Raw genomic sequence first — 15,407 nt, 5'->3', positions numbered from 1 at the left:
GACGGGGCCTCAGATCGTGGAGGCGTCGATCACGAACCGGAACCGCACGTCGCCCTCCGCCAGGCGCCGGAACGCCGCGTTGATCCCCTCGGCGCCGATCAGCTCGATCTCCGCCGTGATGCCGTGCTCGCCGCAGAAGTCCAGCATCTCCTGCGTCTGCGGCAGCCCGCCGATCTGCGAACCGGACAGCGACCGGCGCCCCGACAGCAGCGCCCCGGCGTTCACCCGCACCGGCTTCTCCGGCGCGCCGAGCTGCACCAGGGTGCCGTCCACGCGCAGCAGGCCCAGGTAGGCCGTCAGGTCGAGGTCGGCGGAGACGGTGTTGAGGATCAGGTCGAAGCCGCCCGCCAGCTCGGTGAAGGTCGCCGGGTCGGAGGTGGCCCGGTAGTCGTCGGCGCCCAGGCGCAGCCCGTCCTCGCGCTTGCGCAGCGACTGGCTGAGGACGGTGACCTCCGCGCCCAGCGCGTGCGCCAGCTTCACGGCGAGGTGGCCGAGGCCGCCCAGGCCGATCACCGCGACCTTGCGGCCCGGGCCAGCGCCCCAGTGGGCCAGCGGCGAGTAGACGGTGACGCCGGCGCACAGCAGCGGCGCGGCGGCGTCCAGCGGCAGGGCGTCGGGGATGCGCAGCGCGTACGCCTCGTCCACCACCAGCTCGGTGGAGTACCCGCCGTACGTGGTCAGGCCGTCGCGGCCGGTGCCGTTGTACGTCCAGACGGTGCCGCCCTCGCCGGTGCAGTACTGCTCAAGGCCCGCACGGCAGTTGTCGCAGGTGCGGCAGGAGTCGACGAAGCAGCCCACGCCGACCCGGTCGCCGACCTTCCAGCGCGTCACGCCCGGGCCGACCTCGCTGACCACGCCCGCGATCTCGTGGCCCGGGACCATCGGGAACGTCCCCGCGCCCCAGTCCTCGGCGACCTGGTGCAGGTCGGTGTGGCAGATGCCCGTGAAGCGGACGTCGATCACGATGTCGTGCTCACCCACGGCCCGGCGGCGGACGGTGGTCTTCGCCAGCGGGGCGTTCGGCCGCTCGGCGGCGTAGGCGGCGACGGTGCGAAGGTTCGTCTCGTTCATCTCGTTCGTCATGGCAGCCAGCCTGCGCCCGGGCCGCGCGCCCAGCCAGACCCGAGGCCGTCGTACGACCACCCAACCTACGTCTGGCAGTAGTACCCTCACCGTCCTCACCGCGCCGTGACGTGCGCATACTTCTGGGATGGACCAGCGCACCGAACTCAGCGAGTTCCTCCGATCCCGACGCGCCCGGCTGCGCCCGGAGGACGTGGGACTGCCCGGCACCACCACCCGGCGCCGGGTGCCCGGCCTGCGCCGCGAGGAACTGGCCCAGCTCGCGGGCGTCAGCACCGCCTACTACACCCGGCTCGAACAGGGCCACGGGGAGAACGTCTCCGCCTCCGTGCTGGAGGCCATCGCCCGGGTGCTGCGGCTCAGCCCCGCCGAGCGCTCGCACCTGCTGCGGCTCACCCGGCCCGCGAAGCGCGGCCCGGCGCGCGGCGCCGCCGGCCGCCCGCAGCGGGTGCGCCCGGCGTTCCAGCAACTGCTGGACGCGATGGACGGCGTGCCCGCGTACGTGCTCGGGCGGCGGCTGGACGTCATCGCCTGGAACCGGCTCGCCGCCGCCCTGCTCGGCGACTTCGCCGCGATGGCGCCCGAGCGGCGCAACATGGCCTGGCTGGTCTTCCTCGACCCCGCCACCCAGGGCCTGTACAGCGACTGGGAGGGCAAGGCCACCGACGTCGTCGGCAGCCTGCGCCTGGACGCGGGCCGGGACCCGGACGACCCCCGGCTGGCCTCCTTGATCGGTGAACTCTCCCTGAAGAGCGCCGACTTCCGCCGGCTGTGGGCCGCCCACGGCATCCAGGACAAGGGCTACGGCGCCAAGGAACTGCACCACCCCGTCGTCGGCCCGCTGAGCCTGCGGTACGAGACGATGCGGCCGGCCGACGCCGAGCAGGAGTTCGTCTCCTACCACGCCGAGCCGGGCAGCACCTCCGCCGAATCCCTGCGCCTGCTGGCCAGTTGGGCGGCGAGCGAGTCCGTTTGTCCGGACTCCCCGACACCGGCGGAGCGGTAGCGGCGCCGCGGCCCGATCAGCGGCAGCCCGATCAGCGGTAGCAGTACGAGTCCGAGGAGGCGTCGCCGCCCGCCAGGTGCGTCTGGTGCACCCGCAGGCCCCGGAAGTCCGCGCCGTGCGGGAAGAAGCGCTCGTCGACGGTCAGGCCGCCGGCCTCCGGGTCCGCGTCCAGCTTGACCAGCCACGGGTCGATGCCCGCCGGGTAGAACTGGTCGTCCCAGGCGCCGTAGAGGGAGTTGGTCAGGTAGAGCCGGCGGCCGTCCCGGCTGATCTCGACCATCTGCGGCGCCCCGCTCAGCGGCCGGTCCGGCTCGGCCGGGTGCGGGGTGCGGTCGACGATCCCGCCCAGGCGTACGGAGGCCGTCCTGCGGGGGTGGAACGGGTCCGACACGTCGAACTGGAGCAGTTCGCCGGTGCCCCAGGCCGACACGTACAGCCAGCGGTCGTCCACCGACAGGTTGATGTCCGTGATCAGCGGCGGCACCGCGCCGAAGGGCTGCAGCGCGGGCGGCAGGTCCTCCGCCTTCGCCGGCTCGGCCGGGATCTCGATCACCTTGCGGGCCGTGAACGCCTCGCCGTCGCGGTACCAGAGCCACACCGAGGCCGAGAGGTCCTCCACGTTGGTGACCACCCCGACGAAGCCCCACTCCGCGTGAGGGTCGTGCGAGGGGCGCAGCTCCAGCACCATCTGGTACTGGTCGCCGAGGTCCACCCGCTGGAGGTGGCGGCCCGACTCCAGCTCCCAGAAGTGCAGGGCGTGCCCGTACTTGCGGCCCAGCAGCAGCTCCGGCACCACCCCGTTCTCGACCATGCCCGGGGTGCCCCACTCGCTGGTGACGCCCACGCCCGTGCCCAGGTGCCACCACACGTCGTACGCGAAGTGCTGCGGGCCGCGCTCCGTCTCCCACGGGCGCAGCACGTCGAAGGTGGTGTGGTCCAGCAGCGCCACCCCGCCGGGGCCGTCCTCGCCGCGCGCCCCGCCCAGGCAGGACAGGAACACCCCGTCCGGGCCGCAGTGCAGGGTGTGCGGCCGGGAGTAGCCCGCCTTCGCGGCCAGCTCCTCCGGCTCCACGGTCTTCACCAGGCGCGGGCGCACCGGGTCCGGCCGGGTGTCCATCACGTGCAGCCGGGAGGAGCGCAGCCCCGGCAGGAGCAGGTAGCGGCGCTCCGGGTTCTCGTGGCAGGCGTGGGCCAGCGCGCTGGAGCAGGCGTTCCAGCCGAAGTGGTGCAACTCGTCGCCGAGGGTCGGCAGTTCGGCGAAGTTCAGGACCGTCCCGTAGGTCGGCGAGGCCGGATCGGTGTCCACCGTCAGCAGCGCGTCCGGCCGCTCGGCCGTCCGGTCGAACCCGGCGACGTACGCCAGCTTCTCCGGCGGCGCGGCGATCGCCTCCGCGGCCGAACGGTAGAGCGACGGATCGGTGTGACCGGCCTCGGGCATGGGCTCTCCTCAACTCTCCAGGAAGATCAACGAAGTTGGACCTTCCCGGCAGCGTTCCACACCACCGGCGGCGCACAGCAGGCGCACGGGGGGTGAGGGCGGCGCAGCCGGTGCGCCGCGCGGGCGGGACGAGCCGTTGAGCGGACGCCCCCTACCGGCCGGTATGGTCGGGGGCGGAACGGGCGGTGGCCTGCCCCGGAGGCTCCGGGGCGGCGCGAGAGAAGAACGGGTACGGCGGAGACGATGGAGTTTCGGGAAGACATCCTCGGTGCCCCCTACGAGGCGGCCGAACTGACCCTGCGCCCCGACGACGAGGGCCCGGTCTGCGCCACCCTCGTCCGCCGGCTCGTGCCCGGCGCCGAGCGGGCCGTGCTGTACGTCCACGGCTACAACGACTACTTCTTCCAGACCCACCTGGCCGACCACTACACCGCGCTGGGCTTCTCCTTCTACGCCCTCGACCTGCGCAAGTACGGCCGCTCGATGCGCCCGCACCAGTCGCCCAACTTCGTGCGCGACCTCGCCGAGTACGACGAGGAGATCGACGAGGCCGTCCGCATCATCCGCGAGGAGGACGGGCACGACTGGCTCCTCCTCAACGGCCACTCCACCGGCGGCCTCATCGGCTCCCTGTGGGCCGGCCGCCGCGCCGGGCGCGGGCTCGTCGACGGGCTGTTCCTCAACAGCCCCTTCCTGTCCATGCCCGCCGGCGCCGCCGTCCGTACGGCCGGAGGCCCCGTCGTCACCGCCCTCGGCCGTCTCGCCCCCACGCGCGTGCTGCCCTCCGCGCTCAACCCGCTCTACACCCACAGCCTCCACAAGGACCACCAGGGCGAGTGGGAGTTCGACCTCACCCTCAAGCGCCCCGAGAGCTTCCCCCTCTACGCGGGCTGGCTCTCCGCCATCCACCAGGGCCAGCGGCGCCTGAAGCGCGGCCTCGGCATCGACGTGCCCGTGCTGCTCATGGCCTCCACCCGCTCCATCTCCACCACCAAGTGGACCAGCGCCCTGCACCACGCCGACGCCGTCCTGCGCGCCGACGACATCGCGGCCGAGGGGCCGCGGCTGGGGCGGCACGTCACCATCGTCCGCATCGAGGGCGGCATGCACGACCTGGTGCTCTCCGGGGAGGCGGCCCGGAGCGCGGTGTTCGCCGAGCTCGACACGTGGCTCGAGGCGTACCTGGACGTGGACGTGGCCGGCGCCGCTCGGCCGGTGGAGGCGTGACCCCTGTCGAACCGCTCCCGGTCGGACGGCGGACCGACCTCGGGTACGCCAAGCTCATGCCCGACGTCGACCGCGAGGAGGCCTGGCTGCTCACCCTCGACGGCACACCCCAGTCCTACGTGGACCTCGCCGAGCCGACCCACCTCGAGTTCGAGTACACCCGGCGCCTCGGCCACCTCGCCGACGTCCTCGCCCCCGCCGGCCGCCCCCTGGACGTCCTCCACCTCGGCGGCGGGGCCCTCACCCTGCCCCGCTACCTCGCCGCCACCCGGCCCGGCTCGCGCCAGCGCGTCGTCGAGGTCGACGGGCCGCTGCTCGACCTCGTCGCCGAACACCTGCCCTGGCGGGACCAGCCCGGCGCCGACATCACCGCCGTCGTCGGCGACGCCCGGGCCTGCCTCGCCGCCGTTCCGGCCCGCTCACAGGACCTGATCGTCGCGGACGTCTTCCACGGCTCCCGCACCCCCGCCCACCTCACCTCGGTCGAGTTCCTGCGGCTGGCCGCCGCCGCCCTGCGCGAAGGCGGCTGCTACGCCGCCAACCTCGCCGACGGCCCGCCCCTCGCCTTCGCCAAGGCCCAGGCCGCCACCCTCGCGGCCGTCTTCCCGTACGTCTTCCTCGCCACCGAGGCGCCCGTCCTCCGCGGTCGCCGCTACGGCAACATCCTCCTCGCCGGCTCCACAGCCCCCCTCCTCACCGCCCCCCTCGCCCGCCTCCTCGCCGCCGACGTCTTCCCCGCCCGCCTCACCGAACCCCCCGCCCTCACCACCCTCATCGGCCCCACCCCACCCACCACCGACACCACCGCCACCCCCTCCCCGCCCCCGCCCGACGGCGCCTTCTCCGTCGGCTGAGCCGTGTCGTCATACCGGTGGGATTCGACACCGAGGGATTGGACATCCCCGGCCGTGCTGTTCCGACTGTTCCGACCCGCCCGCCCGGGTACTACGCACGTAGTGGTACTACGTACGTAGTGCCACTACGTGCGTAGTACCCGGCGCCCCGGTGTCCGCCCGGGAGAAGTCCGCTACCCGAGGGCGAGCATCGCCTCGGCGACCTCGCCGGCCGCCGCCTCCGGGATCGCGGTGGCGGCCCCGTCGAGGACCAGCAGCCGGGCTGCGGGGATCTCGCGGGCGAGGGCCTCGCCGTTGCCGAGCGGGAAGAAGCGGTCGTGGCGGCCGTGGACGACGAGCGTGGGGAGCTCGATCTCCGGGAGCCGCTCGCGCCAGCGGGGGGTGCAGTCGAGCCGGGAGAACACCATGCGCAGCTGGTTGGCAAGCTGGACGGCCGGTGCGGTGCTTGGCGTGCGGTCCCAGATGCGGGCGGCGACGGCGCGGGCGGTGACGGGGTCGTCGCCGAGGATGTCCGCGCCCTCGGCGGCGAAGTCCGCCACCGCCTCGCGGTCCGCCCAGTCGGGCAGCGGGCGGGCGAACACCCGGCCCATCGTCGCCCGGTCGTGCCCGGGCAGGTCGTCGTCCGGCGGGCCGGGGGCGACCGGACGGGTGCCGACCAGCGTGAGGGCGGAGAACGCGTCCGGACGGTCGAGCGCGGCCACCTGGGCGACCATCCCGCCCACACCGACCCCCGCCAGGTGCGCGGGCCCGCCGCCGAGCGCCTCGACGAGCGCCGCCGCGTCGGCGGCGAGGTCGCGCAGGGTGTAGCCGGGCGCCTCCGGATCCCCTGCCGTCGACTCCCCGCTGTCCCGCAGGTCGTACCGCACCACCCGCCGCCCGCCGCCGGCGAGGTGCTCGCACAGCGCGTCGGGCCAGGACAGCATCGTTACCCCGCCCACCAGCAGAACCAGCGGCGCGTCGCTCTCGCCGAACGCCTCGACGCCCAGGGCGACGCCGTTGACGTTGATCGTGCTCATCGGATCACCTGAGTTTCGTCGTGGACCGGGGCGCCACCGGGGGACCTCGCGAGGAAGGCAGGAGCTCGTCTCATACCGGTGCAGACTCCCGCCGCTCCCGGAACTCATCGCCCGCACGGAAAGTCGGCCCGCCCGACGTCCGGTGCGGGTGTGAGAATCGGCGGGTCCGGGGTGGTGGCGTGGGAGGAGCGAGGGTGATGGGTGGCGGCGGCGAGGGGCTGGGGCGGGTGGAGGAGACGGCGTTGTGGACGCTGTGGCATCGGGTGGTGGAGGCGCGGCGGGGGGACGGGGTGCTGCGGGATCCGGTGGCGGTGGAGTTGGCGGGGCGGATCGACTTCCCGTTCGAGGAGCGGTTCGGGAGCTCCGGGTGGGTGAGCCAGTTGCAGGGGCTGCGGGCGGGGTGTTTCGACCGGGAGGTGGCGGACTTCCTGCGGCGGTGCCCGCGGGGGACGGTGGTGGGGCTCGGGGACGGGCTGGAGACGCAGGCGTGGCGGGTGGACAACGGGCGGGCGCGCTGGTTGTCGGTGGATCTGCCGGAGGCGGCCCGGTTGCGGGAGCGGTTGTTGCCGGCGGACGAGCGGCGGCGGGTGTTCGCGTGTTCGGCGACGGATCCTCGGTGGATGGACGAGGTGGACGCCCGTAACGGTGTGATGATCAGCGCGCAGGGGCTGCTGATGTACCTGAGGCCGGCCGAGGTACGGGAGCTGATCGCCGCCTGCGCGGAGCGGTTCCCGGGCGGGGCGATGGTGCTGGACGCCGTGCCGCGCTGGTTCAGCGCGCGGGCGACGGCGGGGAAGCTGAAGGACAGGTACTACGAGGCGCCGCCGATGCCCTTCGGCATGGACGCGGACGAGGCCGGCAAGCTCGCCACCGCCCACCCGGGGGTGACCGGGGTGCGCGAGGTGTACCCGGAGGGCGGGCGCTGGCCGGTGCGCGCCCTGCTGCCGCTGGCGCGCAGGGTCCACCAGAGGCCGTCCGTGGTCGCACTGCGTTTTGCCGAATCTTGAAGAAAGCCCGCCCGACCTGGAACCATGGCCACGCACCGCACGTCGTAACCACGGGTGATCGGCCAGGGGGACGGGCCTGCCCGGCGCGTTAGGCTGCCCATCGGGGGAGGCGGCCTGGGTGCCGTCATCGGAGAGAACCGTCGGGACCGCGGCGGCGCCGCCGCGCGCCGCTCGACGGTCCCGTCCTGCCACGGAGGGACCTGGCCTTGCACATCGACACCTGGATCGAGAGCGTTCCACCGACTGCGGTGTACGCCCTGGTCGGGCTGATCATCCTGATCGAGTCGCTGGGCATCCCGCTGCCCGGCGAGATCGCGCTGGTCACGGCGTCGCTGATGGCGGTCAAGGGCGTGGTGAGCCCGTGGGGCGTCGCGGGCGTCGCGATCGCGGGCGCGATCATCGGCGACTCGATCGGCTACTCGATCGGGCGCAAGGGCGGGAAGCCGCTGTTCGAGAAGCTGGGCAGGCGGTTCCCCAAGCACTTCGGGCCGTCGCACCTGGCCACGGCCGAGCGCTCGTTCCAGAAGTGGGGCATGTGGGCGGTCTTCTTCGGCCGGTTCATCGCCCTGCTGCGCATCTTCGCCGGTCCGCTGGCCGGCGCGCTGAAGATGCCGTACTGGAAGTTCCTGATCGCCAACGTGCTGGGCGGCGTGATCTGGGCCGGCGGTACGACGCTGCTCGTCTACAAGGTCGGCAAGAGCATCGAGCCGTGGCTGGCGCGCTTCTCCTGGGCGGGGCTCGCGGCGGCGGTCGTCATCGGCATCACCTCGGCGTGGATCATGAAGCGCCGGGCCGCGAAGACCCACGCCAGGATCGAGGCGGAGGAGGCGGCCGCCGCCGCTGCCGCCAAGGCCGGCGTGGCGGAGTGAGCTTCGGTTCGTGACGGAGAGTGGTCGTCGGGCCCCGGTAGCATCGGCGGGTAAGCTCCCCGATCCTGCCCAGCTGGAGGGCCCGATGACGCACCCGAACGAGCGGTCGCCGCAGGACGTCTGGAACGCGGTGGACGACTACTTCTCCGAGCAACTCGTCGGGCACGACCCCGTGTTGGAGGCGGCCACCGCCGATGCCGACGCGGCCGGACTGCCCGGGATCGCGGTGGCCCCGAACCAGGGGAAGCTGCTGCACCTGCTGGCGCTGACGCAGGGCGCGCGCCGCATCCTGGAGGTCGGCACGCTCGGCGGGTACAGCGCGATCTGGCTGGGCCGGGCGCTGCCCGAGGACGGCACGCTGATCACCCTGGAGCTGGACCCGAAGCACGCCGAGGTGGCGCGCGGGAACCTGGCGCGCGCCGGCCTGGGGAAAGTGGCGGAGGTGCGGGTCGGGCCCGCCGCGGACTCGCTGGCCGCGCTGGTCGAGGACGCCGTGGAGCCCTTCGACCTGGTGTTCATCGACGCGGACAAGCCGAGCAACCCCGAGTACTTCCGCCGGGCGCTGGAGCTGACCCGGCCGGGCTCGCTGATCATCGTCGACAACGTGGTGCGCGGCGGCCGGGTCGCCGAGGCCGACTCCACCGACCCCTCGGTGGTCGGCACCCGCGCGCTGCACGCGCTGCTGGCGGCGGAGCCGCGGGTCAGCGCGACCTCGGTGCAGACGGTCGGCAGCAAGGGTTACGACGGGTTCACGCTGGCCCGCGTCCAGGGCTGAACATCGAAGGATCGAAGGATCGGGAAGAAGGAGACGCCGTGCGCATCGGACTGCTGGGAACCGGCCCCTGGGCGGAGCGGGTGCACGCGCCCGTCCTGGCCGAGCACGAGGGGCTGGAGTTCGCCGGCGTCTGGGGCCGCCGCCCGGAGGCCGCCGAGGCCCTGGGCGCGGCGCACGGCGTCCCCGCGTACGCGGACCTCGACGAGCTGCTCGCCGCGGTGGACGCCGTCTCCATCGCCCTGCCGCCGTCCGTGCAGCCCGGCCTCGCCGTGAGGGCCGCCGAGGCCGGCTGCCACCTGCTGCTCGACAAGCCGGTGGCGCTGACGGTGCCGGACGCCCGGGCCGTCGCGGAGGCCGTCAGGCGCGGCGGCGTCGCCTCGGTGGTGTTCTTCACCGTCCGTTTCGGCGGCGACCAGATCCCCTGGATCGAGCGGCAGGCGGCGCTGGGCGGCTGGTTCACCGGGCGCTCGGACTGGCTCGGCTCGGTGTTCGCGCCCGGCAGCGCCAGCCCGTACGCGGACTCGCCGTGGCGGCGGGAGAAGGGCGCGCTGTGGGACGTGGGCCCGCACGCGCTGTCCGTGCTGCTGCCGGTGCTCGGCGACGCGACGCGGGTGACGGCGGTGGCCGGGCCGCTGGACACCGTCCACCTGGTGCTGCGTCACGCGAGCGGCGCCTCCAGCATGCTGGCGCTGAGCCTGACGGCGCCGGTGGCGGGCGGCGGCACCGGCATGGAGGTCCGCGGCGAGCACGGTGTGGCGCACCTGCCGGAGCGCGGCGAGGGCCCCGTCGCGGCCCTGCACCGAGCCCTGGACGCGCTCACCTCCTCGGCGGCGAGCGGGCGACCGCACGCCTGCGACGCGGAGTTCGGGCTGCGGGTGGTCGAGATCCTGGCCGGCGCCGAGGAGTCGCTCACGGCGGGGGCGGCCGTCGACGTCTGAGCCGTCGATTCTCGCCGGAGGCGGTGACACAGCCCCTCGCAGGGGTATCCCCGTAGGAGGTGCACGGGGGTGCTTCGGACGTACGGGGGGAAACGATGGTGGGTTCGGTGCGGTTGACGGCCGCGGGGGCGGTCCTCTTCCTGGGGGGCTTGCTCTGGGGATGCCTCTCGACGGTCGAGGGGAAGGACGGGGCCTGCGGGTCGGTGTTCTTCTACGAGGAGAAGCACACGGCGGAGTCGGACAACGGTCAGACCTTCACCTACACCTACGAGCCTGCGGGGTGCCCCGTCGCACGCGGGGAGCGCGAGGTGCCGGTGGTTCTGGTGATGATCGTGGGCGCGGCGGTCGCGAGCGCCGGCGTGGCCGAGCGGGTCGCGGCACCGTACCGACGGCGCCGCGACGAGCAGCCGGCGAAGCCGAGCCGCCCCTCGGGCCCGCCGGAGGCCCCGAGGGGCGGTGGTGCACTGTTCGACCCGCGGGTGCCTCCGTCGCCCTAGAGATCGTCTTCAAAGGTCAGATCCAGAGCAGGATTGAAGCGATGGTGATGGCGGCCTGGTAGGACTCGCGGGTCTTGTCGTAGCGGGTAGCCAGGCCGCGCCATTGCTTGAGCCGGCCGAAGCAGCGTTCGACGACGTTGCGCAGGCGGTAGATCCGGCGGTCGAAGCCGGGTGGCCGGCCGCCGCGCGAGCCCCGGCTGAGTCGGCCGTTGGCCTGGTCGACGCGTTCGGGGATGGTGTGTGGGATACCGCGTCGGCGCAGGTAGGCGCGGATCTTGCGGGAGCTGTAGCCCTTGTCGGCGATGACGTGGTCGGGCCGGGTGCGCGCTCGCCCCGGCCCGACCCTGGGAACCCGGATCGCCTCCAGCACGTGCTCGAGGCGGGTGCAGTCGTTGGCGTTGCCGCCCGTCAGGACGAAGCCGAGCGGGCGGCCTCGCCCGTCGCAGGCCAGGTGGAGCTTGGTGCTCAGTCCACCGCGGGATCGGCCAAGGGCGTGATCACCCGCTTCGTCCCGGTCGAGAGCCCCTTTTTGCCCCTGGTGGCGTGCTGGTGGGCCCGCACGACGGTGGAATCGACCGACACCAGCCAGTCGATGTCCCCGGCCGCGTCCTTCTCCGCCTGGATCGCGCGCAGCATCCGGGAGAACGTGCCGTCCAGCGCCCACCGGCGGAAACGCGTGTAGAGGGTCTGCCAGGAGCCATAGCGCTCCGGCACGTCCCGCCAGGACGTGCCGGTCCGCAGCTTCCACACGATCCCGTTCAGCACCAGCCGGTCGTCCGAACGCGGACGACCGGCCACCCCCGAAGCCGGCAGGAACCGCGACAACACCGCCCACTCGGCATCCGACAACTCATGACGACGCACCATGACCGACATGATCCACCATCACCTGATCGGCTTTGAAGACGGTCCCTAGGGCGTGTCTGACAATTCCCGCCGGGCGGGCGTCGTTGGGGCAGGCACCTCGACGGCTTCTCGTCAGTCGCCAATGCTCCGCAGTGGCTCCCTCCTCGGCACCGCCGATGCACGCACCCCAACGACGCCCGCTCACCCGACGCCAATTGTCAGACACGCCCTAGCCCGGCAGTCTGATCGCCTGCACCGGGCAGGCCAGGGCCGCCTCCCGGACCGCCGGGTCGTGGGGGTCGGGGGCCGCGCCCGGGAGGAGGCGGACGAGGCCTTCCTCGTCCTGGGTGAAGACCTCGGGGGCGTTGCGGGTGCACTGGGCCGCGCCGATGCAGAGGCCGGGGGAGAGGTGGACGGGCATGCGGGTGGCCCCTACCAGGTGACGGGCAGGGTGGAGACGCTGCCCTGGAGGACGTACGGGGGGTTGGCGCGGATCTGGTCGGCGGGGACGGCCAGGCGCAGGCCGGGGGCGCGGCGCAGGAGGGCGGCGAGGGCGGTCTCGATGACGGCGCGGGCGAGGTTCTGGCCCACGCACTGGTGGATGCCGTAGCCGAAGGCGACGTGGCGCCCGGCGCGGCGGGTGAGGTCGAGGGTGTCCGGCTCGGGCCAGGCGGCCGGGTCGCGGTTCATCAGCATGGTGGAGATCAGGACGCCCTCGCCCGCGCGGACGGTGTGTCCGGCGATCTCGAGGTCCGCGACGGCGATCCGGGGGAGGACGTCGGCGACGGAGGTGTAGCGCGTCAACTCGTCGACGGCGCCGGGGAGGAGGGCCGGGTCCTCGCGCAGGAGGTTGAGTTGGTCGGGGTGTTGGAGGAGCGCGAGGACGGCGGCGGCGACGGTGCTGGAGGTGGTGTCGTCGCCGCCGGTGAGCAGGATGGCGCAGAGCAGGGTGAGCTGGTCGCGGTCCATCTCGGTTTGCGCGGTGAGGAGTTCGGCGATCAGTCCGGGCCGGTGGTCCTCGCCCTGCTCCTCGCTCGGGTCGTCGCTCGGGTCGTCGGCGCGGTCGAGCACCTGGCGCAGCCGCTCCAGGACTTCGGTGAAGTTCTGCGGCGCGTCGGCGGATTCGGCTTCGTCGGCCGGGCAGAGCACCCGGCGGGTGCGTTCGGCGATGTGGCGGCCGTCCTCCGGGGGGACGCCGAGGAGGGCGAAGCCGGCGGCGCAGGCGAGGGGGAGGGTGTAGGCGGCGACGAGGTCGGCGCGCCGGTCGTGGGCGGTGAGCATGGCGTCGAGGAGCTGTTCGGCGGTGCGCTCGATCTCCGGGCGCATGGCGGCGATGCGGCGGATGCCGTAGCCGGGGATCACCAGCCGCCGCTGGTGGGCGTGTTCGGGGTCGTCCACGCCGCTGAGCGGCGGGGTGAAGCCGTTCTCGGACTGGGTGGCGAGCTGCGGGGAGAGGGTGGGGAAGCCGGGTCGGCGGACGTCGACGGACAGGCGGGCGTCGAGCAGCAGCGCCCGGCCCTCCTCGCTGCCGGAGACGAGCCAGGCGGTGCTGCCGTCGTGCAGGGTGACGCGGGACAACGGGCCTGCGGCGCGCAGGAGTTCGTAGCCCTCGGGCATCCGGTACGGGCAGCCGCGGGCGATCGGGAAGGCGGGGGCGCCGGGCGGGACGGTACGGGTGCCGGAGGGTGTCACGAAGGCTGTCACGAAGGTCCTCACCTTCCGCCGGACGGGGCGGTCGGTCCATGATGGCAGATTCTTCGTGAGGGAACGGCCGGATGGATACAAGGCGATCGACCGTTGGAGAAGCATGATTGACGTACCGTCAGCTCATCGTGCGAGAGAGGCGGCACTTCCCGGGTCGCTCCCGCCGCCGTCCACGCTCGGGCGTCGGTCGGTGGGCCGGGCCGGCGGGATGACCGGGGCGTGGAAGTCGCGCGGGCCGGTCCACAGCGCGGGGACGGCGTCGCTGCGGCGCGCCAGCTCGTACGCCACGGACTCGTAGTTGACGCGCCAGCCGTTGAAGTGCCGCCAGCCGTCCTCGACCGGCCGCTCCCGGGGGAAGCCGGCGGCGGTGACCATGGCGACGGCGCCCAGGTACTCGGCGTAGGTGAGGCGGATCGGGGCGGCCGGGTCCGGGTCGGGGTCGAAGTCGATGCGCAGCGAGCGGGCGATGTCGCGCATCGCGGTGAAGCCCGCGCGGATGACCAGCCGGGCCTCGGGCGGGGCCGAGCGCGGGCACAGGGCGAGGTGGAGGGCGGCGGCGTCCATGACGGCGATCAGGCCGACCACCCAGCTGCGGTTGGGCTGCGGGGAGCGGAACGAGAGCAGGACGGGGTAGTTGGAGTGGCTCTCGCCGATGTCGGCGGCCAGGCGCTCCCAGTCGCGGTAGAGCTGGGGCAGGGCGGTCTCGGTGTCGACGAGGGACTGGCGGGCGAGCAGTTCGGGCCCCCAGGCGGGCTCGCCGGCCCGGGACTGCAGCAGCGTCACCTCGGTCTCGCGGCGCTGGTAGGCGGCGTAGAGGGTCGGCAGGTAGGAGATCTGCAGGGCGATCACCAGCGGTCCGCTGGCGGCGGCCAGGAAGTCGATCGCGGACAGCTGCAGCCGCTCGCCGCTGGCGTAGCCGAGGGTGAAGAGGCTGGAGCCGGCCTCCCGTATGGCCACCTTCCAGGGCAGGTCCGAGGTGCCGTGCAGCAGCAGCGTGTAGGCGACGAGCATCCCGCTGAGCCACACCCCGAGCATGCCGACCAGGACGATCGGGGCCAGCCAGGTCAGCGCGCGGTCCTGTGCCCGGTAGGTGCCGAAGGGCGCGGCCGAGAGGCGCAGCAGCGTGCGCACCGTCCGCCAGAGCCGGTTGACCAGTGCCGAGTAGAGCCCGCGCGGGACGACCAGGGTGCGCAGGATGCTGCCGACGACCAGCAGGAGCAGCAGCACGCCGAGCAGGGTGTGGATCATCCTCATGGGGTCATTGTGGCGGTCGGGGACGGGTGGTGCGGCGCGGGGCACGGTCCGGGGGCGGGTCGTCGGAGGCCGGTATGACCACGATCACACCCGACTGGACCGTACCTGCGGGTGCGTCAGCCGATGCCCCCCAGCAGCATCGCCACCGACAGCCCCAGCGCCCCGAACCCGCCCACGGCCCCCGCGATCGCACAGGCGCGCCGCTGCGCCACCAGGCGCAGGTGCCGTCGCGCGGCCAGGCCGAAGCAGACCCCGCCCAGCACGAACCACGGCCCCCACAGGAAGGTGTACCAGCGGCTCACCGGCACCAGCTCCGGCGCGATGTGCAGCACTCCGGTCTGCACGAGCAGCCCCTCCACCGCGAACAGCCCGCCGTGCCAGACGAGCAGCACCCCCGCGCCCCAGCCCGCCAGTTGGAGCAGTTGGTCCGGTCGCCGGCCCCGGCTGCCCAGCAGGGCGATCCCCAGCGCCGTGCCCACGAGTTTGAGCACGCCCGTCACCCACAGCACCACCAGGAACCAGGTCACCCCGTCCTCCGCCAGCTTCACCAGCGCGGGCGAGACCGTGGTCGAGGCGCCGCCCGTGCCGCCCAGCGCCCAGTAGAAGCTCGGCACCGCGAACAGCACCCCCCACGCCGCCGCCGCGTACCCGGGCCACCTGCTCGTCCACCGTGCTGCCGTCGTCACGTCCACCAGCATGCGCGTGGGGCTCGGCGGCGGGAATCCTCCGGGCGGCGGACCGGCTCCCCCGGGCGGGGGAGCGGCGGGCGCCGGCTGCGTGGCCTGCGGAGTCAGGGCGGGTACGAACACTTTCGGGCGAACCGATCCGTTGAACCGTCCACTACTGCGGGGGTCCGGCGTTCTCCTGGCACGAGCTCCACTCCTGCACGCAAC

The 15,407-nt window shown here is 73.5% G+C and carries 16 protein-coding genes; 8 read left to right on the top strand and 8 right to left on the bottom strand.

The window, feature by feature from the left end:
• Positions 1-9 precede the first annotated feature (9 nt).
• Entirely contained in the window at positions 10-1,083 is a 1,074-nt protein-coding gene (locus ACIBCA_RS16890; protein ID WP_396283646.1) for an NAD(P)-dependent alcohol dehydrogenase, read from the bottom strand.
• Positions 1,084-1,210: 127 nt separating this feature from the next.
• On the opposite strand from ACIBCA_RS16890, the gene ACIBCA_RS16885 reads away from it, so the two are divergent.
• Positions 1,211-2,089 (top strand): helix-turn-helix domain-containing protein, encoded by an 879-nt coding sequence (locus tag ACIBCA_RS16885; RefSeq protein WP_396283645.1) that lies wholly within the window; start codon positions 1,211-1,213, stop codon positions 2,087-2,089.
• Between the two features lie 31 nt (positions 2,090-2,120).
• Here ACIBCA_RS16885 and ACIBCA_RS16880 read toward each other — a convergent pair whose 3' ends face one another.
• The gene (locus ACIBCA_RS16880) at positions 2,121-3,527 is read right to left on the bottom strand and encodes a selenium-binding protein SBP56-related protein (RefSeq protein WP_396283644.1); all 1,407 of its coding nucleotides are present in this window, start codon (positions 3,525-3,527) and stop codon (positions 2,121-2,123) included.
• A gap of 243 nt (positions 3,528-3,770) precedes the next feature.
• On the opposite strand from ACIBCA_RS16880, the gene ACIBCA_RS16875 reads away from it, so the two are divergent.
• Both ACIBCA_RS16875 and ACIBCA_RS16870 read left to right on the top strand, forming a co-directional pair.
• Entirely contained in the window at positions 3,771-4,754 is a 984-nt protein-coding gene (locus ACIBCA_RS16875) for an alpha/beta hydrolase (RefSeq protein WP_396283643.1), read from the top strand.
• A 56-nt stretch (positions 4,755-4,810) separates the two neighbouring features.
• Positions 4,811-5,608, top strand: a complete 798-nt coding sequence (locus ACIBCA_RS16870; RefSeq protein WP_396283859.1) for a spermidine synthase — start codon at positions 4,811-4,813, stop codon at positions 5,606-5,608.
• Positions 5,609-5,781: 173 nt separating this feature from the next.
• Here the strand turns inward: ACIBCA_RS16870 and ACIBCA_RS16865 are convergent, their stop codons facing one another.
• Entirely contained in the window at positions 5,782-6,624 is an 843-nt protein-coding gene (locus ACIBCA_RS16865) for an alpha/beta fold hydrolase (RefSeq protein WP_396283642.1), read from the bottom strand.
• A gap of 197 nt (positions 6,625-6,821) precedes the next feature.
• Between ACIBCA_RS16865 and ACIBCA_RS16860 the strand changes: the two genes are divergently transcribed.
• The 5 genes from ACIBCA_RS16860 to ACIBCA_RS16840 all read left to right on the top strand — a co-directional run bounded on the left by ACIBCA_RS16860 (position 6,822) and on the right by ACIBCA_RS16840 (position 10,710).
• Positions 6,822-7,631: a class I SAM-dependent methyltransferase gene (locus ACIBCA_RS16860; protein WP_396283858.1), complete on the top strand. Its 810-nt coding sequence runs from the start codon at positions 6,822-6,824 to the stop codon at positions 7,629-7,631.
• Positions 7,632-7,837: 206 nt separating this feature from the next.
• Complete coding sequence (locus ACIBCA_RS16855; RefSeq protein WP_396283641.1) at positions 7,838-8,500, top strand: DedA family protein; 663 nt, start codon at positions 7,838-7,840, stop codon at positions 8,498-8,500.
• An 85-nt stretch (positions 8,501-8,585) separates the two neighbouring features.
• A complete protein-coding gene (locus ACIBCA_RS16850) occupies positions 8,586-9,275 on the top strand; it encodes an O-methyltransferase (RefSeq protein ID WP_396283640.1) in 690 nt (229 codons plus the stop codon).
• 38 nt (positions 9,276-9,313) lie between these two features.
• A complete protein-coding gene (locus ACIBCA_RS16845) occupies positions 9,314-10,213 on the top strand; it encodes a Gfo/Idh/MocA family protein (RefSeq protein WP_396283639.1) in 900 nt (299 codons plus the stop codon).
• Positions 10,214-10,362: 149 nt separating this feature from the next.
• Positions 10,363-10,710, top strand: coding sequence for a hypothetical protein (locus ACIBCA_RS16840; protein WP_396283638.1), 348 nt, complete (start codon positions 10,363-10,365; stop codon positions 10,708-10,710).
• Positions 10,711-10,726: 16 nt separating this feature from the next.
• Here the strand turns inward: ACIBCA_RS16840 and ACIBCA_RS16835 are convergent.
• From ACIBCA_RS16835 to ACIBCA_RS16815, 5 genes are all read right to left on the bottom strand, one after another.
• A protein-coding gene (locus ACIBCA_RS16835) for an IS5 family transposase (RefSeq protein ID WP_396283857.1) occupies positions 10,727-11,574 on the bottom strand; the annotation gives its coding sequence in 2 pieces (ribosomal slippage) (positions 10,727-11,211 and positions 11,211-11,574; 849 coding nt in all).
• A gap of 211 nt (positions 11,575-11,785) precedes the next feature.
• On the bottom strand, positions 11,786-11,977 hold the full coding sequence (locus tag ACIBCA_RS16830; RefSeq protein WP_396283637.1) for a ferredoxin: 192 nt from the start codon (positions 11,975-11,977) through the stop codon (positions 11,786-11,788).
• 11 nt (positions 11,978-11,988) lie between these two features.
• Entirely contained in the window at positions 11,989-13,260 is a 1,272-nt protein-coding gene (locus ACIBCA_RS16825) for a cytochrome P450 (RefSeq protein ID WP_396283636.1), read from the bottom strand.
• Between the two features lie 123 nt (positions 13,261-13,383).
• Complete coding sequence (locus ACIBCA_RS16820; protein WP_396283635.1) at positions 13,384-14,514, bottom strand: hypothetical protein; 1,131 nt, start codon at positions 14,512-14,514, stop codon at positions 13,384-13,386.
• Positions 14,515-14,630: 116 nt separating this feature from the next.
• Positions 14,631-15,200, bottom strand: a complete 570-nt coding sequence (locus ACIBCA_RS16815) for a DUF3995 domain-containing protein (RefSeq protein ID WP_396283634.1) — start codon at positions 15,198-15,200, stop codon at positions 14,631-14,633.
• Positions 15,201-15,407: the final 207 nt, after the last annotated feature.

Origin of the sequence: Kitasatospora sp. NPDC051170, assembly GCF_044455705.1 — a bacterium.
In the GTDB taxonomy this organism is placed as follows: Bacteria; Actinomycetota; Actinomycetes; order Streptomycetales; family Streptomycetaceae; genus Kitasatospora.
Note: the sequence above shows the minus strand (reverse complement) of the source record. Positions and strands in the feature narration are given on the sequence as shown.